The 22,437-nt window shown below is 62.0% G+C and carries 20 protein-coding genes; 13 read left to right on the top strand and 7 right to left on the bottom strand.

Annotated features, from left to right (window positions below; translation table 11 throughout):
• From AC3Z8Y_RS19865 to lpxC, 4 genes are all read left to right on the top strand, one after another.
• The gene (locus AC3Z8Y_RS19865; RefSeq protein WP_490087262.1) at positions 1–867 is read left to right on the top strand and encodes a cell division protein FtsQ/DivIB; all 867 of its coding nucleotides are present in this window, start codon (positions 1–3) and stop codon (positions 865–867) included.
• A 13-nt stretch (positions 868–880) separates the two neighbouring features.
• Positions 881–2,140, top strand: coding sequence for a cell division protein FtsA (gene ftsA / locus AC3Z8Y_RS19860; RefSeq protein WP_181115354.1), 1,260 nt, complete (start codon positions 881–883; stop codon positions 2,138–2,140).
• Between the two features lie 46 nt (positions 2,141–2,186).
• On the top strand, positions 2,187–3,380 hold the full coding sequence (ftsZ, locus tag AC3Z8Y_RS19855) for a cell division protein FtsZ (protein ID WP_490087261.1): 1,194 nt from the start codon (positions 2,187–2,189) through the stop codon (positions 3,378–3,380).
• A gap of 112 nt (positions 3,381–3,492) precedes the next feature.
• Complete coding sequence (lpxC, locus tag AC3Z8Y_RS19850) at positions 3,493–4,404, top strand: UDP-3-O-acyl-N-acetylglucosamine deacetylase (RefSeq protein ID WP_490087260.1); 912 nt, start codon at positions 3,493–3,495, stop codon at positions 4,402–4,404.
• A 68-nt stretch (positions 4,405–4,472) separates the two neighbouring features.
• Here the strand turns inward: lpxC and AC3Z8Y_RS19845 are convergent, their stop codons facing one another.
• A complete protein-coding gene (locus AC3Z8Y_RS19845) occupies positions 4,473–4,922 on the bottom strand; it encodes a DUF721 domain-containing protein (protein WP_490087259.1) in 450 nt (149 codons plus the stop codon).
• Positions 4,923–5,197: 275 nt separating this feature from the next.
• Here AC3Z8Y_RS19845 and secA point away from each other — a divergent pair, with 275 nt between their 5' ends.
• The 3 genes from secA to AC3Z8Y_RS19830 all read left to right on the top strand — a co-directional run bounded on the left by secA (position 5,198) and on the right by AC3Z8Y_RS19830 (position 10,237).
• Entirely contained in the window at positions 5,198–7,939 is a 2,742-nt protein-coding gene (gene secA, locus AC3Z8Y_RS19840) for a preprotein translocase subunit SecA (protein ID WP_490087258.1), read from the top strand.
• Between the two features lie 90 nt (positions 7,940–8,029).
• A complete protein-coding gene (argJ, locus tag AC3Z8Y_RS19835; RefSeq protein WP_490087257.1) occupies positions 8,030–9,247 on the top strand; it encodes a bifunctional glutamate N-acetyltransferase/amino-acid acetyltransferase ArgJ in 1,218 nt (405 codons plus the stop codon).
• Positions 9,248–9,277: 30 nt separating this feature from the next.
• Positions 9,278–10,237, top strand: a complete 960-nt coding sequence (locus AC3Z8Y_RS19830; RefSeq protein WP_490087256.1) for a Nudix family hydrolase — start codon at positions 9,278–9,280, stop codon at positions 10,235–10,237.
• A 14-nt stretch (positions 10,238–10,251) separates the two neighbouring features.
• Here AC3Z8Y_RS19830 and AC3Z8Y_RS19825 read toward each other — a convergent pair whose 3' ends face one another.
• The 4 genes from AC3Z8Y_RS19825 to AC3Z8Y_RS19810 are packed head-to-tail and all read right to left on the bottom strand — an operon-like array spanning position 10,252 to position 14,789.
• Complete coding sequence (locus tag AC3Z8Y_RS19825; protein WP_490087255.1) at positions 10,252–10,818, bottom strand: cob(I)yrinic acid a,c-diamide adenosyltransferase; 567 nt, start codon at positions 10,816–10,818, stop codon at positions 10,252–10,254.
• Position 10,819: 1 nt separating this feature from the next.
• A complete protein-coding gene (locus AC3Z8Y_RS19820) occupies positions 10,820–12,865 on the bottom strand; it encodes a sensor histidine kinase (RefSeq protein ID WP_490087254.1) in 2,046 nt (681 codons plus the stop codon).
• A gap of 48 nt (positions 12,866–12,913) precedes the next feature.
• Positions 12,914–13,831: a putative 2-dehydropantoate 2-reductase gene (locus AC3Z8Y_RS19815; RefSeq protein ID WP_490090054.1), complete on the bottom strand. Its 918-nt coding sequence runs from the start codon at positions 13,829–13,831 to the stop codon at positions 12,914–12,916.
• A 7-nt stretch (positions 13,832–13,838) separates the two neighbouring features.
• Positions 13,839–14,789: a GGDEF domain-containing protein gene (locus AC3Z8Y_RS19810; protein ID WP_490087253.1), complete on the bottom strand. Its 951-nt coding sequence runs from the start codon at positions 14,787–14,789 to the stop codon at positions 13,839–13,841.
• A 211-nt stretch (positions 14,790–15,000) separates the two neighbouring features.
• Here AC3Z8Y_RS19810 and AC3Z8Y_RS19805 point away from each other — a divergent pair, with 211 nt between their 5' ends.
• Positions 15,001–15,486 carry a YajQ family cyclic di-GMP-binding protein gene (locus AC3Z8Y_RS19805; protein WP_181115332.1) on the top strand — a complete coding sequence of 162 codons (486 nt, stop codon included), beginning with the start codon at positions 15,001–15,003 and terminating at the stop codon, positions 15,484–15,486.
• 96 nt (positions 15,487–15,582) lie between these two features.
• On the top strand, positions 15,583–16,479 hold the full coding sequence (locus AC3Z8Y_RS19800) for a mechanosensitive ion channel family protein (RefSeq protein WP_490087252.1): 897 nt from the start codon (positions 15,583–15,585) through the stop codon (positions 16,477–16,479).
• A gap of 8 nt (positions 16,480–16,487) precedes the next feature.
• On the opposite strand, the gene AC3Z8Y_RS19795 is transcribed toward AC3Z8Y_RS19800, so the two are convergent.
• On the bottom strand, positions 16,488–18,023 hold the full coding sequence (locus tag AC3Z8Y_RS19795) for an AmpG family muropeptide MFS transporter (protein WP_490087251.1): 1,536 nt from the start codon (positions 18,021–18,023) through the stop codon (positions 16,488–16,490).
• A gap of 43 nt (positions 18,024–18,066) precedes the next feature.
• Positions 18,067–18,417: an MGMT family protein gene (locus AC3Z8Y_RS19790; RefSeq protein WP_490087250.1), complete on the bottom strand. Its 351-nt coding sequence runs from the start codon at positions 18,415–18,417 to the stop codon at positions 18,067–18,069.
• A gap of 96 nt (positions 18,418–18,513) precedes the next feature.
• On the opposite strand from AC3Z8Y_RS19790, the gene AC3Z8Y_RS19785 reads away from it, so the two are divergent.
• The 4 genes from AC3Z8Y_RS19785 (at position 18,514) to groL (ending at position 22,398) form a co-directional block, all read left to right on the top strand.
• Positions 18,514–19,524: a DUF481 domain-containing protein gene (locus AC3Z8Y_RS19785; protein ID WP_181115322.1), complete on the top strand. Its 1,011-nt coding sequence runs from the start codon at positions 18,514–18,516 to the stop codon at positions 19,522–19,524.
• A gap of 154 nt (positions 19,525–19,678) precedes the next feature.
• Positions 19,679–20,137: an FxsA family protein gene (locus AC3Z8Y_RS19780; protein WP_490087249.1), complete on the top strand. Its 459-nt coding sequence runs from the start codon at positions 19,679–19,681 to the stop codon at positions 20,135–20,137.
• 259 nt (positions 20,138–20,396) lie between these two features.
• Positions 20,397–20,690 carry a co-chaperone GroES gene (locus tag AC3Z8Y_RS19775; protein WP_181115316.1) on the top strand — a complete coding sequence of 98 codons (294 nt, stop codon included), beginning with the start codon at positions 20,397–20,399 and terminating at the stop codon, positions 20,688–20,690.
• Between the two features lie 58 nt (positions 20,691–20,748).
• Positions 20,749–22,398, top strand: a complete 1,650-nt coding sequence (gene groL / locus AC3Z8Y_RS19770) for a chaperonin GroEL (protein ID WP_181115314.1) — start codon at positions 20,749–20,751, stop codon at positions 22,396–22,398.
• Positions 22,399–22,437 lie beyond the last annotated feature (39 nt).

Raw genomic sequence — 22,437 nt, 5'->3', positions numbered from 1 at the left:
ATGCGCGGCGCGTCCCTTCGTCATCAGCAGCCCATGCCCGCTCGCAAGGCGCCGCCCCGCGGTGCCAGCCGTATGGTGGCCAAAGAGCCGGTATCGGTGCGCTTGCCGCGTGCCAGCGGCGGGTTTTTCAAGCGGCTCATGTGGCCGTTGCTGTTGCTCGCCCTGGCGGCGGGCACTTACGAAGGCGCGCAGCGCGCCATGCCTTATCTGGACCGGCCGGTCTCGAAGATCAATGTGCAGGGCGACCTGAGCTACGTGAGCCAGCAGGCCGTGCAGCAGCGGATCGCACCCTACGCCAACGCGAGCTTTTTCAGCATTGACCTCACCGGCATGCGCACCGAACTGGAGCAGATGCCCTGGATCGCGCACGCCGAGGTGCGCCGCGTATGGCCTGACCAGGTGGTAATCCGCCTTGAAGAACAACTGCCGGTTGCCCGCTGGGGCGAGGGGCAACTGCTGAATAATCAGGGCCAGGCGTTCGCACCGCGCGAGCTGGCCAATTATGAGCACCTGCCACAGCTGTTTGGCCCGCAGCGTGCTCAGCAACAGGTCATGCAGCAGTATCAAGTGCTCAGCCAGATGCTTCGGCCTCTTGGTTTCTCCATAGCACGGCTTGAATTGCGTGAGCGCGGCAGCTGGTTCCTGACCACCGGTGCAGGAAGCGCCGGGCCAGGGCTCGATTTGCTGCTGGGGCGTGATCATCTGGTGGAAAAGCTGCGCCGGTTCATCGCCATCTACGACAAGACCCTAAAAGACCAGATCACGAATATCGCCCGCGTCGATCTGCGCTATGCCAACGGCCTGGCCGTAGGCTGGCGTGACCCGAACGCGGCGGCGCCAGCGGTACCGACCGTGGCGAAGAATTGATAAGAGGCAGGACATGGCAAACGCGCAAAGCGGCAAAATGATCGTCGGGCTGGATATCGGTACCTCCAAAGTGGTGGCGCTGGTAGGCGAAGTCGCGGCCGATGGCACCCTGGAGATCGTGGGGATCGGCACGCACCCGTCCCGCGGGCTGAAGAAAGGCGTAGTGGTGAACATCGAGTCCACCGTGCAGTCGATCCAGCGCGCGGTAGAGGAAGCCCAACTCATGGCGGGCTGCCGCATTCACTCCGCCTTCGTGGGCGTGGCGGGCAATCACATTCGTAGCCTCAATTCCCACGGCATCGTGGCCATCCGCGACCGTGAAGTCAGCACCGCCGACCTGGAGCGCGTGCTCGATGCCGCCCAGGCGGTCGCGATCCCGGCAGACCAGCGCGTGCTGCATACCCTGCCGCAGGACTACGTGATCGACAACCAGGAAGGCGTACGCGAGCCGCTGGGTATGTCGGGCGTTCGTCTGGAAGCCAAGGTGCATGTGGTGACCTGCGCCGTGAATGCCGCGCAGAACATCGAGAAGTGCGTGCGCCGCTGTGGCCTGGAAATCGACGACATCATCCTCGAGCAACTGGCCTCGGCCTATTCAGTGCTCACGGATGACGAAAAAGAGCTGGGCGTTTGCCTGGTGGACATCGGCGGCGGCACTACCGACATCGCCATCTTTACCGAAGGCGCCATTCGCCATACCGCGGTCATCCCCATCGCAGGCGACCAGGTGACCAACGACATCGCCATGGCCCTGCGTACGCCCACCCAGTACGCCGAAGAAATCAAGATCCGTTACGCCTGCTGCCTGGCCAAGCTGGCCGGTGCTGGCGAAACGATCAAGGTGCCGAGCGTGGGTGATCGCCCACCCCGTGAGCTGTCGCGTCAGGCGCTGGCCGAGGTGGTCGAGCCGCGCTACGACGAACTTTTCACATTGATTCAGGCGGAATTGCGACGCAGCGGCTACGAAGACCTGATCCCGGCCGGGATCGTGTTGACCGGCGGCACCGCCAAGATGGAAGGCGCGGTAGAGCTGGCTGAAGAAATTTTCCACATGCCGGTGCGCCTTGGCGTACCGCATACGGTTCGGGGGCTGGAAGACGTTATCCGCAACCCGATCTATTCGACAGGCGTGGGTCTGCTGACTTACGGCCTGCAGAAGCAATCCGAAGGCGTGACCTTGACCGGCCTTACAGGCCGCGACAGCAGTTACGGCGACGAGCCCAAGGCGCCGGTACTTGAACGCTTCAAGCGGTGGGTTCAGGGCAATTTCTGATAACGGCAGTAGGCGAAAAAAACTAGAGAATGGAAGGAGAGGGAACATGTTCGAGCTGGTAGACAACATCCCGCAAAGCCCGGTCATCAAGGTGATCGGAGTCGGTGGCGGTGGCGGTAACGCCGTCAATCACATGGTTAAAAGCAACATCGAAGGCGTTGAGTTCATCTGCGCGAACACCGACGCCCAGGCGCTGAAAAACATCGGCGCACGTACCATCCTGCAATTGGGCACTGGCGTGACCAAGGGCCTGGGTGCTGGTGCCAACCCGGAAGTCGGCCGTCAGGCCGCCATGGAAGACCGCGAGCGCATCGCCGAAGTGCTGCAAGGCACCAACATGGTCTTCATCACCACCGGCATGGGTGGCGGTACCGGTACCGGTGCGGCGCCGATCATCGCTGAAGTGGCCAAGGAAATGGGCATTCTGACCGTGGCGGTCGTGACTCGTCCGTTCCCGTTCGAAGGCCGCAAGCGCATGCAGATCGCCGACGAAGGCATCCGCGCGCTGGCTGACAGCGTTGACTCGCTGATCACCATCCCGAACGAAAAACTGCTCACCATCCTGGGCAAGGACGCCAGCTTGCTGTCTGCCTTCGCCAAGGCGGACGACGTATTGGCAGGTGCCGTTCGCGGTATTTCCGACATCATCAAGCGCCCAGGCATGATCAACGTCGACTTCGCCGACGTGCGCACCGTGATGAGCGAAATGGGCATGGCGATGATGGGTACTGGTTGCGCCAGCGGCCCGAACCGCGCCCGTGAAGCGACCGAAGCCGCCATTCGCAACCCGCTGCTCGAAGACGTCAACCTGCAGGGTGCTCGCGGCATCCTGGTGAACATCACGGCCGGCCCGGACCTGTCGCTGGGTGAATACTCCGATGTGGGTAGCATCATCGAAGCCTTCGCCTCCGACCACGCCATGGTCAAGGTAGGCACCGTGATCGATCCGGACATGCGCGACGAGCTGCACGTCACCGTGGTCGCCACTGGCCTTGGCGCCAAGATCGAGAAGCCTGTGAAGGTCATCGACAACGGCCTGCAAAGCGCAGTCGCTCAGCAAACTCCGGCACCTGCCCCGGTTCGCCGCGAGCAGGCTGCGGTCAACTATCGCGACCTGGAGCGCCCGACGGTAATGCGTAACCAGGCTCACGCCGGTGCCGCCGCAGCTGCCAAGCTCAACCCCAACGACGACCTGGACTACCTGGACATCCCGGCATTCCTGCGTCGCCAGGCCGATTAATGGAATTTATCAGGGGTATAAGGGTGATTGGTGTTCAGCAAAGGCCGGGTCTGCTATTATCGCCAGCCTTTGTTGATACCAGTTCGCAACTTGCGCTGAAGCGGCCACTGCCATGATTAAACAACGCACCCTGAAGAACATCATCCGTGCCACCGGTGTCGGTCTGCATTCCGGGGAAAAGGTCTACCTTACCCTCAAGCCCGCGCCGGTCGATGCCGGTATCGTGTTCTGCCGTACCGATCTGGACCCAGTGGTCCAGATACCCGCGCGTGCGGAAAACGTCGGTGAAACCACCATGTCCACCACCCTTATCCAGGGGGACATCAAGGTAGACACCGTGGAGCATTTGCTTTCGGCCATGGCCGGCCTGGGGATCGATAACGCCTACGTCGAACTCTCCGCGTCGGAAGTGCCGATCATGGATGGCAGCGCCGGTCCCTTCGTATTCCTGATTCAATCGGCTGGCCTGGAAGAACAGGACGCGCCGAAGAAATTCATCCGCATCCTTCGTGAGGTATCGGTGGAGGACGGCGACAAGCGCGCCACCTTCCTGCCTTTCGAAGGGTTCAAGGTGAGTTTCGAGATCGATTTCGATCACCCGGTATTCAAGGATCGCACCCAGAGCGCCAGTGTGGATTTCTCCAGCACCTCTTTCGTCAAGGAAGTGAGCCGGGCCCGCACGTTTGGCTTCATGAGCGACATCGAATACCTGCGCAAGCACAACCTGGCGCTCGGTGGCAGCGTGGAGAACGCCATCGTCGTCGACAAGGAAGGCGTACTGAACGAAGACGGTCTTCGCTATGAAGACGAATTCGTCAAGCACAAGATCCTCGACGCTATTGGCGATCTGTACCTGCTGGGCAACAGCCTGATCGGTGAGTTCCGCGGCTTCAAGTCAGGGCACGCCCTGAACAATCGGCTGCTGCGCAAGCTCATCGAACAGAAGGACGCATGGGAAGTGGTGACCTTCGAAGACGCGAGTACCGCGCCGATCTCCTACATGCGCCCGGTTGCGGCGGTTTAAGCTCGAACCTTTTCTCTCTGTTGTTTGAGGCCACCTTCGGGTGGCCTTTTTTATTGGGGGCGGTTCGATTATTTGCGCCGATGGCTGGCCAGCCGCTCCAGCGCCGCCCGCAGGTTAGGGTCGGTAATGCCTTCAGCCGTGGCCTGCAAATTATCGGCAGCGCTATCGGAGAGGTCCAGCCCTGGCCCCGTCGCGCGTTTGGGGCCAACGCTGGGCTGTACCTTGAACAGAATTCGGGTAAGCCCGGCAAATTCAGGCATACCCTGTAAACCTTGCTGCAAGCGCCGCTGCTGGTAGCGCAAACGGGTGGCCCAATGCCCATCGGTCACCACCAGCAGCAGGCTGCCTTCGCGCCAGGCGGCCACGTGGCAGTGCTCGCGGGCAGCGGGCTGAAGCTGGGTATCGAGCAGGCGCTTGATCGTGGCCAGGCGCTGGGCCTGGCTGAGCAAGGCCTTGAGCGGCCGGGCCTCGCGCAGCAGGACGGCGGGCGGGCGCGCCGGGTGAGGACGGAATGCCATGGAACGGGTTTCCTCCGGTGGGCCAGCATGGTAACAGATGGACACAAGCACGAAACCTTGCGGTTTTGCCATGACGTTTGCTTCAGGCGCTTGAAGTTGAAAAAAAAGGCCTTATTGTAAACCCGCCCCGTAAAAGCGCTGTGCCAGCATGTGGCGTCGCCACTTTCCTCTCCATCGTTTCCGGGTAGAATGCTCGTTCGCATGCGGCCATGAGGGCTGCACGGGCGACTCCTTGGGGCCGCCCTCCATCCCTAAGTGTGGAAGATCCAGCCGATATGTTTGCGCCTTTGTTGAAAAAACTCTTTGGAAGCAAGAACGAGCGTGAAGTGAAACGCATGCTCAAGACGGTCGGTATCGTCAATGCCCACGAAGAGAAGATGGTCGCGCTCTCGGATGAGCAACTGCGCGCCAAGACCGCAGAGTTCCAGGCTCGCGTCGCCAAAGGTGAAACCCTCGACCAGTTGCTCCCCGAAGCCTTTGCCGTGTGCCGCGAAGCCGGCAAGCGCATCATGGGCATGCGCCACTTCGACGTTCAGTTGATCGGCGGCATGACCCTGCACGAAGGCCAGATCGCGGAAATGCGCACCGGTGAGGGTAAAACCCTGGTGGCCACGCTGGCGGTGTACCTGAACGCACTGTCGGGCAAGGGCGTGCACGTGGTGACCGTGAACGACTACCTGGCCCGCCGCGACGCCAACTGGATGCGCCCGCTGTATGAATTCCTCGGCCTGACGGTCGGCGTGGTCACGCCGTTCCAGCCGCCGGAAGACAAGCGCGCCGCTTACGCCGCCGACATCACCTACGGTACCAACAACGAATTCGGCTTCGATTACCTGCGCGACAACATGGCGTTCAGCCTCGAAGAGAAGTTCCAGCGTGAGCTGAACTTCGCGGTCATCGACGAAGTGGACTCGATCCTCATCGACGAAGCACGTACGCCACTGATCATTTCCGGCCAGGCCGAGGACAGCTCGCGCCTGTACATGGAGATCAACCGGCTGATCCCGCGCCTCACGCAGCATATCGAGGAAGTGGAAGGCGAGGTGACCCAGCAGGGCCATTACAGCATCGACGAGAAGAGCCGCCAGGTAGAACTCAACGAAGCTGGCCACCAGTTCATCGAAGAACTGCTCACCCAGGCCGGCTTGCTGGCTGAAGGCGAAAGTCTTTACTCCGCCCATAACCTGGGCCTGTTGACCCACGTCTACGCTGGCCTGCGCGCCCACAAGCTGTTCCACCGCAACGTGGAATACATCGTCCAGGACGGTGGCATCCTGCTGATCGACGAGCACACCGGGCGCACCATGCCAGGCCGTCGCCTGTCCGAAGGCCTGCACCAGGCGATCGAAGCGAAGGAAGGCCTGAAAATCCAGGCAGAGAGCCAGACCCTGGCCTCCACTACCTTCCAGAACTACTTCCGCCTGTACACCAAGCTGTCGGGCATGACCGGTACCGCAGACACCGAAGCGTTCGAATTCCAGCAGATCTACAACCTGCCGGTGGTGGTGATCCCGCCGAACCGCCCGCTCGCGCGCAAGGACTTCAACGACCTGGTGTACCTCACCGCGGAAGAGAAGTACGCGGCGATCATCACCGATATCAAGGAATGCATGGCCGTGGGCCGGCCGGTGCTGGTGGGTACCGCCACCATCGAAACCTCCGAGCACATGTCCAACCTGCTGCAGAAGGAAGGCATCGATCACAAGGTACTGAACGCCAAGTACCACGAGAAGGAAGCCGAGATCATTGCCCAGGCCGGCCGGCCGGGTGCGCTGACCATCGCTACCAACATGGCTGGCCGTGGTACGGACATCCTGTTGGGCGGCAACTGGGAAGTGGAAGTAGCGGCGCTGGAAAACCCCACCGAAGAACAGATCGCCCAGATCAAGGCCGACTGGCAGAAGCGCCACCAGCAAGTGCTGGAGGCGGGCGGCCTGCACGTGATCGCCTCCGAACGTCACGAATCCCGTCGTATCGACAACCAGTTGCGTGGCCGCGCCGGTCGCCAGGGGGATGCCGGCTCCAGCCGCTTCTACCTGTCGCTCGAAGATCCGCTGATGCGTATCTTCGCCTCGGACCGCGTGAAGAACTTCATGAAGGCACTGGGCATGCAGTCCGGCGAGGCCATCGAGCACCGCATGGTCACCAATGCCATCGAGAAGGCCCAGCGCAAGGTCGAGGGTCGTAACTTCGACATACGCAAGCAGTTGCTGGAATTCGACGACGTGTCCAGCGAGCAGCGCAAAGTGATCTACCACATGCGCAACAGCCTGCTGGCCGCTGAAAACATCGGCGACACCATTGCCGAGTTCCGCGAAGACGCGCTGAACACCATCGTTTCGCAGCACATTCCACCGCAATCGCTGCCGGAGCAGTGGGACATCGCCGGGCTGGAAGCTGCCCTGCAGGCCGACTTCGCGGTCAGCCTGCCGATCCAGCAGTGGCTGGACGAAGACGAGAAACTTTACGAGGAAACCCTGCGCGAGCGCCTGTTGGCCGAGATTCTCGCGGCTTACAACGAGAAGGAAACCCAGGCAAGCGCCGAGGCGCTGCGTACCTTCGAGAAGCAGATCCTGCTGCGTGTAATCGACGACCTGTGGAAAGACCACCTTTCCACCATGGACCACCTGCGTCACGGGATTCACTTGCGCGGCTATGCGCAGAAGAACCCCAAGCAGGAATACAAGCGCGAGTCCTTCACACTGTTCCAGGAGCTGCTTGATTCGATCAAGCGCGACACCATCCGTGTGCTGTCGCATGTTCAGGTTCGTCGCGAAGACCCGGCCGAGGAAGAAGCCCGCCTGCGCCGCGAAGCCGAGGAGCTGGCCCAGCGCATGCAGTTCCGCCACGCCGAGGCCCCGGGCCTGGACGAGCCCGAAGTGCTTGTGGAGGGTGCGCAAGGCACAGTGGAAGCGGCACTGGCACCACTGCGCAACGAGCAGAAGCTGGGGCGCAACGAAGTGTGCTGGTGTGGCTCGGGCAAGAAGTTCAAGCATTGCCACGGGCGTATTGAATAGCCTGTTGGTTTGCTGTTGAATCACGCCGCGCCGGCTTTGTCGTCGCGGCGTTTATCTTTCAGGGCTCGTCCCTTTTTCAAGGAGTCATCAATGGCTGTCGGTCTCGGTCCCTTGCCCACCCTGCACCCCGTTCCCGGTTTTGAGTTGGGCATCGCCTCGGCGGGTATCAAGCGACCAGGCCGCAAGGATGTGGTGGCCATGCGCTGTGCCGAGGGCGCTACCGTAGCTGGCGTGTTCACTCTCAATGCCTTCTGCGCGGCGCCGGTTATCCTGGCCAGGCAGCGCGTGGGCGGCGCAGTACGGTACCTGCTGACCAACACCGGCAATGCCAACGCCGGCACCGGCCAGCCCGGCCTGGAAGCCGCCGCCCGCACCTGCGAAACCCTGGCCAGCCTGGCGGGCGTTGAACCCACTGCCGTACTGCCGTTTTCCACAGGCGTGATCGGTGAGCCGCTGCCGGTGGAAAAGATCGAAGGCGCGCTTCAGGCTGCCCTCGATAACCTGTCCGAGAACAACTGGGCCGACGCGGCCACCGGCATCATGACCACGGACACCCTGCCCAAGGGCGCCAGCCGGCAATTCACCCATGACGGCGTCACCGTGACCGTTACCGGCATCAGCAAGGGGGCGGGCATGATTCGCCCGAACATGGCCACCATGCTGGGTTACATCGCCACCGATGCCAAAGTGTCCCAGGCGGTATTGCAGGACCTGATCCGCGACGCCGCGAACAAGTCGTTCAACCGCATCACCATCGACGGTGACACGTCCACCAACGACTGCTGCATGCTGATCGCGACCGGCAAGGCCGCGCTGGCGGAAATTACCGAAGCCAGCGGCCCGCTGTTCGCTGCCCTGAAAGCAGCGGTCTTCGAGGTGTGCATGGAAGTGGCGCAGGCCATCGTGCGGGACGGCGAAGGCGCAACCAAATTCGTCACCGTGCAAGTGAATGGCGGCGGCAATCATCAAGAGTGCCTGGACGTCGGCTATGCCGTCGCGCATTCGCCCCTGATCAAGACCGCACTGTTCGCCTCCGACCCCAACTGGGGCCGTATCCTTGCCGCCGTCGGCCGAGCCGGCGTGCCAGAGCTGGACGTGAGCAGGATCGACGTGTACCTGGGCGATGTGTGCATTGCCAGCCAGGGTGGCCGTGCGGCCAGCTACACCGAAGAGCAGGGCGCCGCGGTAATGGCGCAGGCGGAGATCGGCATTCGTATCGAGCTGGGCCGCGGTGACTGCAGCGAGACCATCTGGACCACCGATCTGTCCCACGAATACGTGAAGATCAACGCCGAATACCGCACCTGATCGCGCGCACTGGCGTGGCATGGAGGATGTATGAAACGGGTTCATGTAGCGGCGGCGGTGATTCGTCGCCCCGATGGCAAGGTGCTGATCGCTCGCCGCAGCGCGGCGCAGCATCAGGGCAACCTATGGGAATTCCCGGGCGGCAAGCTGGAGGAGGGCGAGTCGGCCCATGCCGGGCTTGCACGTGAGCTGAGCGAGGAACTGGGCATCGAGGTCACGTCCGCAAGGCCGTTGATCAAGGTGGCCCACGATTACCCTGACAAGCAGGTGCTGCTGGACGTATGGGAAGTGGACGGCTTCAACGGCGAGCCCCACGGCGCCGAAGGCCAACCGCTTGCCTGGGTAGCGCCAAAGGCACTGATGAACTATGACTTCCCGGCGGCCAACCTGCCGATTGTCAACGCAGCGCGTTTGCCCTCCACTTACCTGATCACGCCTGAAGGGTTGCCAGGGCCGGAATTGCTCGGTGGCATGCGTGCGGCCATCGCCCAGGGCGCGCGGCTGGTGCAACTGCGTGCACCTAACCTCTATGACCCGCAGTATCGAGACCTGGCGGTCGATGCCGTGGGGCTGTGTGCCGGCAAGGCGCAGCTGATGCTCAAGGGGCCACTGGAGTGGCTGGGGGACTTTCCTGCCGCAGGCTGGCACCTCACAGCGGCCCAGCTGCGCAAATACGCACCCAACGGCAGGCCCTTCCCGCCAGACCGCTGGCTCGCCGCGTCCTGCCATGGCCCGGAAGAGCTCGAGCTTGCCGAGCGCATGGGCGTCGATTTCGTGACCCTGTCGCCGGTGCAGCCCACCCAGACCCACCCTGAGGCGTCGCCCTTGGGCTGGGAGCAGGCCGAAGCGCTGATTGCCGGCTTCAGCAAGCCGGTGTTCCTGCTGGGGGGTGTAGGCCCCGCGGATTGCAAGCGCGCCTGGAGCGCCGGCGCGCAGGGCGTGGCTGGCATTCGTGCCTTCTGGCCGGTGCCGGGTCAATCCACGGGATAAAACTCCTGAGGGGCCTACCTTGGCCCCTTTTGCTGCGCCCACAGCACCTCATCCACCCCTTCCAGCCTGGCAATCATTCTGGCTGCCACGAACAGCAGGTCTGACAGCCGGTTCAGGTAAGCCAGGCCTACGCCTTCCAAGGGTTCCTCGCGGTGCAGGTGCTGGCAGCGCCGTTCGGCGGTGCGGGCCTGGCTGCGGCACAGGTGAGCCTGGGCGATGCATACCGAACCCCCTGGCAGGATGAAGTTTTTCAACGGGCCGAGCACCTCGTTCCAGCTGTCGATTGCAGTTTCCACGCGCTGGATTTCGGTGTCGAACAGAGCCCGATGGCCCGGCATGGCCAGCTCGCCACCCAGGTCGAACAAGCGGTGCTGGCAAGGGGCGAGCACAGCCACTACCTCCGCCAGGGCCGGCTTGTCTGCCAGGTAGGCCAGCAGCAACCCCAACTGGCTGTTGAGCGTGTCCACCTCACCCATGGCTTCCACGCGAGGATGGTCCTTGGCGACACGGCGGCCGTCACCCAGCCCGGTTTCCCCCGTATCGCCCGTACGGGTGTAGATCTTCGATAGCCTGTATCCCATTTCAAAGGCCTCCTACGGCAACAGCGCTGGCCACGGCGGGCTGCACCAACGGTAAGCGCAGGGTGAAGCAGGTGCCTACACCTTCCTTGGACTGCACTTCCATCTGGCCCTTGTGGTTGTTGGTAATGATGAAGTAAGACACGGACAAGCCCAAGCCGGTGCCCTGGCCCACCTCTTTGGTGGTAAAGAAGGGTTCGAACATTCGCTTGCGTACGTTCTCCGGCATGCCTACGCCGTTGTCCTCAACCTGTAGCTCCGCCCACCCGCCGTTGAGCTTGGTACGCACTACAATGCGCCCCGCTTCGGTGGGGTTTTCGCGCTGATGAATCGCCTGCGCGGCGTTCTTGAGCAAATTGAGCAGCACCTGCTCAAGCTCGTTGGCGGTACCGGGTACCGGCCCCAGTCGTGGGTCAAATTGCCGCGTGATCGACTGCCCACGAAAATCGAAGCCGATACTCAAGTCGAAGTCGCTGCCAGCGATCTCGATCGCCTGGTCGATGAGCGCAGGGAGGTCGCACGGCGCCATCTGCCGATCGCTACGGCGGCTGAAGCTGAGCATGTGCGTCACGATTTTTGCCGCCCGCGCGCCTGCCCCCTGGATGCCATCGAGCAGCTGAGGGATCTCCCTCGCTTCCAGGTACTGGATGATCTTGTCGAACGGCACACCAACGGCGTCGGCCTGCTGCCGGTTTTTCGGCAACTCTACTGATAGCCGTCGACGGATGTTCTGCACGTTATGCAGGATCGCGCCCAAGGGGTTGTTGATCTCGTGTGCCATCCCGGCCGCCAAGCCACCCACTGACAGCATTTTTTCTGACTGCACCATCATTTCTTCAAGGGACAGCCGCTGGGTAATGTCGTCGATGCGGATAACCACACCCCGCCCCGCGCCACCCGCCAGGGGATAGCAGGTGAGCGCGTAATGATGAGGTACGTCGTCCTTGAGCCAGGTCACGCGCTCCACCTTGACCACCCGATGCTGTTCCACGGTGGTCCTGAGTTGAGCCAGGAAGGGCTTGAGCGGTTCGAAGGCCAGAAAGATCGGCTGGTTGAGGGCTTCGTCCAGTGGTGTGCCGGAAAGCGCGCTCGCTTCCTTGTTCCATTGCGTCACGTATAGCTGCTCGTCCAGCGCTATAAGCGCCGAGGGCATGGAGTCGATGATGCTGTTGAGGTAGTTCTGGAAACCCGTGAGCTTTTTCTCGATCTTGCTGCGCACCTCTACCTCAAGCTCCAGCTTGCGGTTGGTATGGCGGGTTTCCTCGGCCAGGCCCTGGGCGGCGTCATAGGCGGCCTGGGCGTCATCCCGGGCGCGCTTGAGCTGCTGCTCGCGGGCTTCCATGCGCGAAAGCATGGTGTTGAAGGCTTCGGCCAGGCTACCGATCTCGTCATGGTTGCCGGGCGCTGCGCGCAGTGAATAGTTTTCTTCGCGGGTTACCTGGCGAGTCAGTTCTTCAAGCTGGTAGATGGGGCGGGTGATCAGGCGGCGGATCTGCCGCGCGATCACCATCCACAGCAGCACGCTGAACACCAGGATGCCCAGGCTGGCGGTGAAGGTGCCGGTATAGAACGCCATGGGCAACTCGCTGCTGGCTACCAGTAACAGGTGCCCGGGCGCGCTGCCTGGCGCGGCCCCGGGAACGGGTAGCTCGGCCACTTGTATGCTGCGAAATTCGGTAAGCCGCCAGTCGTCGAGCGCGTCGAAACGCTTGGGAAGGGACAGCCTGGTGCCATGCTGCAGTTGCGCCAGGCGCTGCCCGTCGGCGCTATACACGGCTGCGGCGCGCAGGGGAGAGTAGCTGTCCAGCTCTCGAAGTAGTGCGTTTGCCGCTTCGGCATCAATCGCTGCCCGCTGAGCCAGCTGGGGCTGGCTGACCAGCTTGCCAATGGTTTGCATGGCCTGGGGCGCCATGCTTTCGTGGGAAATCCAGTAGGCGGCGCTGATAAAGGTGAGGTTGGCCACTACCAGCACCGTCACCATCAGCACCAGCAGGGCCGCGAGCAGTTTTTGCCCGACGGGTAGGTTTTCAAGACGCTGTCGCAGAGGCATCGCAGATCCGGCTCACAGGGAACGGGCCGAGTGTAGCAAACAGCGCGCTCAGTCCGTTGGTAGCCCTTGGGTACGTAGCTTGGCCAGCAGCGCCTCGTGCAGGGCGTCCAGCGCGGGCACTTGCGCGCCCGCCTGCCGCGCTTGGGCACAGGCATAACCGATCAGGTAGTGAACTTCGGTACGCCGGCCAGCCGCCACGTCCTGGTACATGGAGGAGTAGTTCCCGGCTGTTGCCTCGATAACCCTCTCTACGTCCTCTGCCAGGCCGCAGGCTGCGGTTGGCTGGCCAACGGCGTGCAACAGCCCTGCGAGTTCCTGGCATACATCTGCCAGCCTTTCCCGGTGCGCGCGCAAGCCACCGTTAGGGCACTGTTCAAGCACCGTAAGGGGATTGATGGCGCAGTTGATCGCCAGCTTGCGCCACAGGCGCATCAGGATATCGGTGGTCCATTGATGAGGTATCGCCGCGCGAGTCAGGTTATCCAGCCAAACGGGTGCTGCGCCGCTTTGTGGCGTGCCCAGCCATGTGAAACCCTGGCCGGCGAAAACGACTGCGCCATCAGGGCGGGCCCAGGCGCCTTCGGTGGTTGAGGCGAAGATCACCTCAGCCTTTGGCAGCAGGGTGGCCACCGCTTGCTGGCTGCCAAGGCCGTTCTGCAACAGCACTACCTGAGCGCCTGCCGATAACCGATGCCGCACGCTGGCGATTGCTGCCTCTGCATCGTAGGCCTTGCAGGCCACCAGCAGGCGTTGGATAGGGCCTGGCGCGTCGGCGGTTTCCGCGGGCAATGCAAAGGCCGTTTCAGCGCTGCCTTCCACCAGCCGCAAACCTGGCCCCTGCTGATAGCGGCCAAGGCGCGAGGCGTCTCGCAGCAGCAGCCGCACGGGCAACCCGGCGCGGGCGAGCCGGCAAGCCCACAAGGTGCCTACGCTGCCCACGCCGAGCACGTACCACGGGGCGTCGATCATGAAATCAGGCTTTGGCGGGCAAGCGCCGGGCATTCACCAGCCCGGACTGGTACGATTCCTGAAGCAGCCGGCTGGCTTCGCCGAACAGGCTCAGCGGCTCCACCGGCAGGCTTTTCTCGTCCAGCCCTACCAGGCTGATGCCCGCACGCAGGTCTACCAGGCCTGCGCTGGTCATGAAGCCTTTGAGGTTGAGGCCGTCATGCAGCCGCTTGAAGCTGCTAGGCGCACATTCCTGCAAGCTGCGGGGGAGGGTAAGCAGGACGAAGTGGTGCTCGTCTACCCGGGCGAGCACATCGAGCGGGCGAACCATTTGTTGCAGCCGGCGCCCTACACCTTGCAGCAATTCGTCGTAGAATTGCTCGCCGTATTCGCGCTGAAGTGCGTCGGCGTTCTGCAGGCCAATCAGCAGGTAGCACAGTGCGCCGCCGCGCGCCTGGATCTGCCGCAGGCTGTCCTCGAGCTTTTGCCGCAAGTAGCGGCCGTTGCCCAGGCCGGTGAGCGGGTCTACCAGGTTGCGCTGTTCAAGGCTGGCGATGTTGTCGCGTAACAGCCTATTTTCCCGGCCGAAGCGCTGCAGCATGCTGTACAGGCGATCACCGGCATGAACTCGCGCCAGCAGCTGTGCGTCGATCAACGAGGGTGGTAACAGGTCGTCGATGCCCAGATCGGCCGTTTCGTCGAGCAACTGCTCGCTCTCACGGGGGTCTACCAGCACCACCCAGCTATGGTTTTCGGTGGCTTCGTCCAGCACCCGCACCTTGGACGCCAGGCGCAGGCCCTCGTCGCCGGCAGTTACCAGCAAGTCTGCCGAGCGCTGATCCATTTCGGCCAATGCATCGGCAACCGAACAAAGCCGCACGTCGGTGTAACCGCCCTGCAACAGCAGCTCGGCTGCGCCATCGCGCAAGCCGGCATCATCGATGGCCAGGAGGATACTCAGGTTGGGGTTCGACATCTGACGCTCGCAATAAAGGAAAGGCCGCTGTAACGGAAACAATGCTATCCATGGGCTTGTGACCGATTCGCGAGGAAAGCATGTCGCAATGCTGGCACTCGTTATAATGATCCGCGCTTTTGGTCGTCAAGCCAGGTGAGCAGGTTTATCGTGCTTAACCGACAAAAACACTCTGTAAGCTGCTAATGCGTAACATTTTGGAGAATATTCAATGCCCTCGTTCGACGTAGTGTCCGAGTTGGACAAACACGAAGTCACCAACGCCGTCGACAATGCCGTGAAAGAGTTGGAGCGCCGCTATGACCTCAAGGGAAAGGCGCAAATGTCGTTCAACGAGAAGGACAAGACTGTGAACCTGACCGCCGAGGCGGAATTCCAGCTTGAGGCCACGCTGGAAATCCTGCGCATGGCGCTGGTGAAGCGCAAGATCGACGTTCAGTGCCTGGAAGTAAAGGACCCTTACGCTTCCGGAAAGGAAATGAAGCAGGACGTGGTGCTGCGTGAAGGCCTGGACAAGGAAATGGCCAAGAAAGTGGTGGCCCGTATCAAGGACGCCAAGCTCAAGGTACAGGCTGCCATCCAGGGCGAGCAGGTGCGGGTGACCGGCAAGAAGCGCGACGACCTGCAGGAAGCCATGGCGCTGCTGCGTGGCGAACAATTCGGCATGCCGCTGCAGTTCAACAACTTCCGCGACTGAGTGCCGGGGAACCATCGGGGGCGGCAGGGCGTCGGACGGCTGTTGACTGAGGCGACCGGTTCGCCCCTCTCGGATAGCTGAAACAGGAGACGCCCCATGGATCTGAACGCTGAAGTAGATCACCTCGTCCGCGCCTCGCAGGCGTGGATACCCATGATCATGGAATACGGCAGCCGTGTGCTGCTGGCTGTCCTTACGTTGGTCATCGGCTGGTGGCTGGTGAACAAGGTCACCCGGGAGATCGGCAAGCTGCTCGCGCTGCGCCATGCCGACCTCGCGCTGCAAGGGTTCATCAGTACCCTGGCCAACATCATTCTGAAAATACTGTTACTGGTCAGCGTTGCCTCGATGATCGGTATCGAAACCACGTCCTTCGTTGCCGCCATCGGTGCCGCCGGCCTGGCGGTAGGGTTGGCACTGCAGGGCAGCCTCTCGAACTTCGCGGGCGGGGTGTTGATTCTGCTGTTCCGGCCGTTCCGCATTGGTGACTGGATCGAGGCCCAGGGCGTATCCGGTACCGTAGACGCCATCCAGATCTTCCATACGGTGCTGCGTACCGGCGACAACAAGACCGTTATCGTGCCCAACGGCAATTTGTCCAACGGCATCATCACCAATACCAACCGCCAGCCTACCCGCAAGATCACCCTGGACATCGGCGTGGACTACGACGCAGACCTGCAAAAAGGGCGGGAAGTATTGCTCGATCTCGCCAAGGACCCGCGCGTACTGGAAACCCCTGCGCCCGAAGCCGTGGTAGCCGCGCTTGGGGACAGTGCGATTACCTTGTCGCTACGCCTGTGGGTGAACACCGGCGACTATGGCGGCGTGCTGAACATGCTCAATGCCGAGGTGCGGGACCGCTTGCGTGCCGAAGGTATCGATATCCCGTTCCCGCAGCGTGTGGTGCGCGTGGTGCAGGAGCAGAGCGCCCCCGCCCCCGCGCCTGCCCCGCAGATCCTCACGCAATCCAAGGAACAGGGCCAGGCCTGACTGACAGCTCACAGCGGCGAGGGCTTATCCTCTTCTTCCTCGGCGATGTTGTGATACCGCCAATGAAGCAGGATGAGGATGAGCGTGGGCACGCCCATCAGCGCGGTAATGAGGAAGAACGTGTGGTACCCATACTTCTCTACCATTACCCCTGAATAGCCGCCGATCAAGCGCGGCAGCAGCAGCATGATCGAACTCAGCAGGGCGTATTGGGTGGCCGAGAACTTCAGGTTGGTAAGGCTGGAGAGGTAGGCCACGAATGCCGAGGTCGCCAGGCCGGAGCTGAGGTTGTCCAGGGATATGGTGACCATCAGCATTTTCAGGTTTGGGCCCATGTCCGCCAACATCAGGAACAGGATGTTGGTCGCCGCCGACGCTGCGCCGCCGATGAACAGGATCGGCATGATCCCGAACCGCACGATCAGCAGCCCACCCGCGCCCGCGCCCAGTAGCGTCATCACCAGGCCGAACAGCTTGCTTACGCTGGCGATCTGGTCCTTGGTGAAGCCCTGATCGATGTAGAACACGTTGGCCATCACGCCCATGACCGTGTCAGACATCCGATACGTGGCGATCAGCCCCAGCAGCAGCAGTGCCTGCCAGCGGTAGCGCAGGATGAAATCGTTCACCGGCGTAAGCACCGGTGCCAACCCGCGCCGCCCTAGGGACGAGAGGCACAGCGCAGTGAGAATGGTGTACAGCAGCGCCCGCAGGAAGGCACGGTCTTCGAGCAGCAGGTCGAGCGGGCTCATGTCGCCGCTGAGCACACTGGCGAAATCCGTGTTGTACAGCTGCGTGAACATGGCTGGCACGGACACCAGCAGAATGATCAGCACCACTACCGAGGCTACCTGATGAATGAACCCGTAACGCGCGGCAGACAGCTGCGTGCGCAACGGAACCGGGGGCTCGCGCATCAGCAGGGTAGTCACCAGCGCCGGCACCATCATCACGCCGAACAGCAGGTACGTACCGGCCCAGGCGCGGTGCAGGTAGGCAAAGCCGGTAGACCCGAACCATTCGGCGAAGAACAGCGCCCCAGCGGTGGCCAGGAGCGCGGCAACCCGGTAGCCCGCCATATAACTGGCCGCCAGTGCGGCCTGCCGCTGATCGCCGGCAATTTCCAGGCGATACGCGTCCACGGCGATGTCCTGGGTGGCGGAGGCGAACGCAACCACCACGGCAATCGCAATCAGCCACGGCAAGTGCTTTTGCGGATCGCAGAAGCTCATCCCGATCAACCCCAGGATTACCAGGGCCTGCGCGAGTACCAGCCATGAACGCCGCCGGCCCAGGCGCGCGAGCACCGGCAATCGCCATTGGTCGAGCAGCGGCGACCATACCCACTTGAAGGCATAGGCGAGCCCGATAAGGCTGGCATAGCCGATGGTTTCCCGAGCGACCCCGGCTTCACGCAGCCAGACCGAGAGGGTAGAAAACACCAGCATGTAGGGCAGGCCAGAGGCGAAGCCGAGAAGCAACAGCACCAGTGTAGAGGGGCTGGCGTAGGCGGCCAGGGCGGCGCGCCAGGTTTTACCGGGCATGGGCGAAGCTGTGCCTCAAATCTGCAAAAACAAAGCGCGCACTCTAACCGCTGTGCTCGCCCGGGCGCCAGCCATGCCGCTGGATATCCACACGATTCCCGCTAATGGTCAAACCTTCGGCACGCAAACGGGCCCGTTGCTCGTCCCCGCTGGGGCTTCCCGCCGGCAGGCTCAACCGCCCTCCGGCGGCAATCACCCGGTGCCAGGGCAGGCTGGAGCCTTCCGGCAGCTGGCTCAGCTGGCGCCCTACCCAGCGCGCCGCGCGAGCGAGCCCCGCCAGCTCGCCCAGTTGCCCGTAGGTCACCACCCGGCCCTCGGGAAGGGACGCCAGCGTGGCGTACAACGCGAGCTTGCGGGGGTCTGGTAACGGCTCGGTTACATTATTGCTGGGCATGTGGCGGAACTCGTTTCGCATAATCGGGTCAGTCCTGAGTCCTTCGTTATCGCAGGATAAGGCCGATCTTCCACGAAATAGAGTCCGTAGTTGCCTATGTTCCCCAGAACCCTGTTGTGTGTGGCTGTTACCTGCACCATGTCTTCGGCCTTCGCCGACACCGTCTGGATGAAAAACGGTGACCGCCTCACCGGCACCATCAAGGTGTTCGACGGCGGCAAGCTGATGCTCGACACGCCGTATGGCGGGTCCATCCCGGTGGACATGAAACAGGTCAAAACCCTGGAAACCGACCAGCCCTTGCTGGTGCGTCAGGACGCTTATGACAGCGAAGTGGCCAAGTCGCTCAAGCCCGCCGACGAGGGCAAGGTAATTCTGGCCAATGGGGACGCCCCCAAGACCGTCGAGCTGGCGAGCATCCAGCAGCTGATGAAGCCCAAGCCGCTGGTCCAGGACCTGAGCTGGAAGGGCAACATCGACGCCGCGCTGGACTTCAAGCGCGCCGAAACCAACACCGACGATTACAACATCGCCTTCAAGACCACGGCCCGTCACGGCCGGTGGCGGCACATCGCGGACGGAGAATATAACCGCGAGACCGAAGACGGCGTGACTGGAACCGACAACTGGGCCATGGAGTATTCCCTGGACCGGTTCATCACGGACCAGTGGTACTGGCAGGGCCGCTTGAATTACAAGCACGACAACATCGAAGACATCCGTCGCCAGCGGACCGTGGGTACCGGCCCGGGTTACCAGTTCTGGGACAACGAACTGGGTGCCTTTTCCCTGGGTGGCCTGTTGAACCGTACCGATTACCAGTTCGCCGACGACACCAAGGAAAACTTCTACTCGGTGGCGCTGAAGTGGGACTACAACCGGTTCCTGATCGGCAAAACCGTCGAGCTGTTCAGTACCGGCGAGCTGGGCCGCCCTCTGAGCAACGTGGCTGACTACAGCCTGGATGCCGAGGTAGGGCTGCGCTACAAGGTTACCGAATGGGCTTCGCTCAACCTCAAGTATGAGAAAGACCTGATCACCGGCACCAGCGACAATAACGACCTGGACAGCAGCCGTTACACGGCGGGCTTCGGGGTTACCTGGTAAACACAGAAGGCGCGGGGCAATACCTCGAAACATCTGCGCCAGCCCAAGGCTGGCGCAGCCTGCATCAGTGTTTACCCGCTTTGCGACAAGCACACGCTTGAAATGAAGCGTATCGTCGGCACATATACGGGTGACTTTCGCCGAGGATATTTCAATGCGTGCCTTTTTGTTGTTGCTGCTCCTGTTTCCGGTGCTGGAGCTCTACGTCTTCTTTCGGGTGGGGTCGGCCGTTGGCTTTTTCCCGGCCCTGCTGCTGATTATCGCGGGCTCCGCCCTGGGTGTTCTGGTACTGCGCGTGGCGGGCCTGGCCACCGCCTTGCGTGCCCGGGAAAGCCTGCGCAGCGGCCAACTGCCTGCCCAGGATATGCTGAACGGGGCAATGATCGCCGCTGGCGGCCTGTTCTTGCTGCTGCCGGGCTTCATCAGCGACCTGGTCGGTGTGCTGTTCCTGCTTCCGCCAACGCGTAACCTGCTGGCGGGCAAGATCGGTGACCGCATGCAGGCGCAGGCGATGCGCCAGCGCGCGTTCAGCGACGCTGGCCCGGACGTTTCGCCTCCGGGGCCGCGCCGGCCCAACGTGATCGAAGGCGAATACGAACACCGGGATTCCTGAATACGCCTTCCACATCGCGCCCCCATTTTCGGGGGCGCGGTGCATTCTGCCGGGCCATAAAGCGCAAAATTTTTTTTAAGTCGGCCTTGTAATTGAAGTGCATGGCCTCATGTATGGGTCACCGCAAGGTTCCGGCCACAGCAGCCGGTCAATAATCCGCGTTGGGCATCTTGCGCAGCGCGCCCGGCGAAAGCCGGACTGCATCAAGTGGCCCGGGCGAACCTGGCCGATGGACAACCATAATTAGGAGAGATCGACAATGAAGCTTCGTCCTCTGCATGACCGCGTCGTCATTCGCCGCAGTGAAGAAGAGTCCAAGACCGCCGGCGGCATCGTTCTGCCTGGCTCCGCCGCCGAGAAGCCAAACCGTGGCGAAGTCGTCGCCGTTGGCACCGGTCGCGTTCTGGACAGCGGTGAAGTGCGCGCCCCGGCCGTGAAGGTAGGCGACAAGGTCGTGTTTGGTCCCTACTCGGGCAGCAACACTGTCAAGGTTGATGGCGAAGACCTGCTGGTAATGAGCGAGAACGAAATCCTCGCCGTTGTCGAAGGCTGATCAGCCCGCTGAGTGCCTCTGATATTCCGTCACGACTTCTGATTCAAGGAAAACGATCATGGCTGCTAAAGAAGTAAAATTCGGCGACTCCGCTCGCAAGAAAATGCTGGTTGGCGTTAACGTCCTGGCTGATGCCGTCAAGGCTACCCTGGGCCCGAAAGGCCGCAACGTGGTGATCGCCAAGAGCTTCGGCGCTCCGACCATCACCAAGGACGGCGTTTCCGTTGCCAAGGAAATCGAACTCAAGGACGCCTTCGAGAACATGGGCGCCCAGCTGCTGAAAGACGTAGCCTCCCGCGCTAACGACGACGCAGGCGACGGTACCACCACCGCTACCGTTCTGGCCCAGGCCATTGTCAACGAAGGCCTGAAGTCGGTCGCCGCTGGCATGAACCCGATGGACCTCAAGCGCGGCATCGACAAGGCGACCATCGCCATCGTCGCCGAGATCAAGAAGCTGTCCAAGCCATGCGCCGACAACAAGGCCATCGCTCAGGTCGGTACCATCTCCGCCAACTCCGACACCGACATCGGCAAGATCATCGCCGAAGCCATGGAGAAGGTCGGTAACGAAGGCGTTATCACCGTCGAAGAAGGCTCGGGCCTGGAAAACGAACTGTCTGTGGTTGAAGGCATGCAGTTCGACCGCGGCTACCTGTCCCCTTACTTCGTGAACAAGCCAGACACCATGGTAGCCGAGCTGGAAAGCCCGCTGCTGCTGCTGGTTGACAAGAAGATCTCCAACATCCGCGAACTGCTGCCTGTACTGGAAGCCGTTGCCAAGTCGGGCCGCCCGCTGGTAATCGTCGCTGAAGACATCGAAGGCGAAGCCCTGGCTACCCTGGTTGTCAACAACATGCGTGGCATCGTCAAGGTTGCCGCTGTCAAGGCGCCTGGCTTCGGTGATCGCCGCAAGGCCATGCTGCAAGACATCGCCATCCTCACCGGCGGTACCGTGATCTCCGAAGAGATCGGCCTCACCCTGGAAACCACCACCCTTGATCACCTGGGTACCGCCAAGCGCGTAACCATGACCAAGGAAAACACCACCATCGTCGATGGTGCCGGTTCCAAGGAAGACATCCTGGCCCGCGTTTCCCAGATCCGCGCTCAGGTTGCCGATACCTCGTCCGACTACGACCGTGAAAAACTGCAAGAGCGCCTGGCCAAGCTGTCCGGCGGTGTTGCTCTGATCAAGGTCGGTGCTGGTACCGAAGTCGAGATGAAAGAGAAGAAAGCCCGCGTTGAAGACGCCCTGCACGCTACCCGTGCAGCCGTCGAAGAAGGCGTGGTGCCTGGCGGTGGTGTTGCGCTGGTTCGCGCACTGCAGGCCATCTCCGAGCTCAAAGGCGAGAACGAAGACCAGAACGTCGGTATCGCGCTGCTGCGTCGCGCTGTTGAAGCACCGCTGCGCCAGATCGTTGCCAACGCTGGCGACGAGCCAAGCGTGGTCGTTGACAAGGTCAAGCAAGGCTCCGGTAACTACGGCTACAACGCCGCTACCGGTGAGTACGGCGACATGATCGAAATGGGCATCCTGGACCCAGCGAAAGTGACCCGTTCCGCGCTGCAAGCCGCGACCTCCATCGCCTCGCTGATGATCACCACCGAAGCCATGATCGCTGACCTGCCAGACGACAAGGCTGGTGGCGGCATGCCTGACATGGGTGGCATGGGCGGTATGGGTGGCATGGGCGGCATGATGTAAGCCCGGCTGACCCCAGCCCCTGAAAACCCCGCCGGTTAA

This window comes from Pseudomonas sp. 3MAES_34.3B (assembly GCF_058145875.1).
Note: the sequence above shows the minus strand (reverse complement) of the source record. Positions and strands in the feature narration are given on the sequence as shown.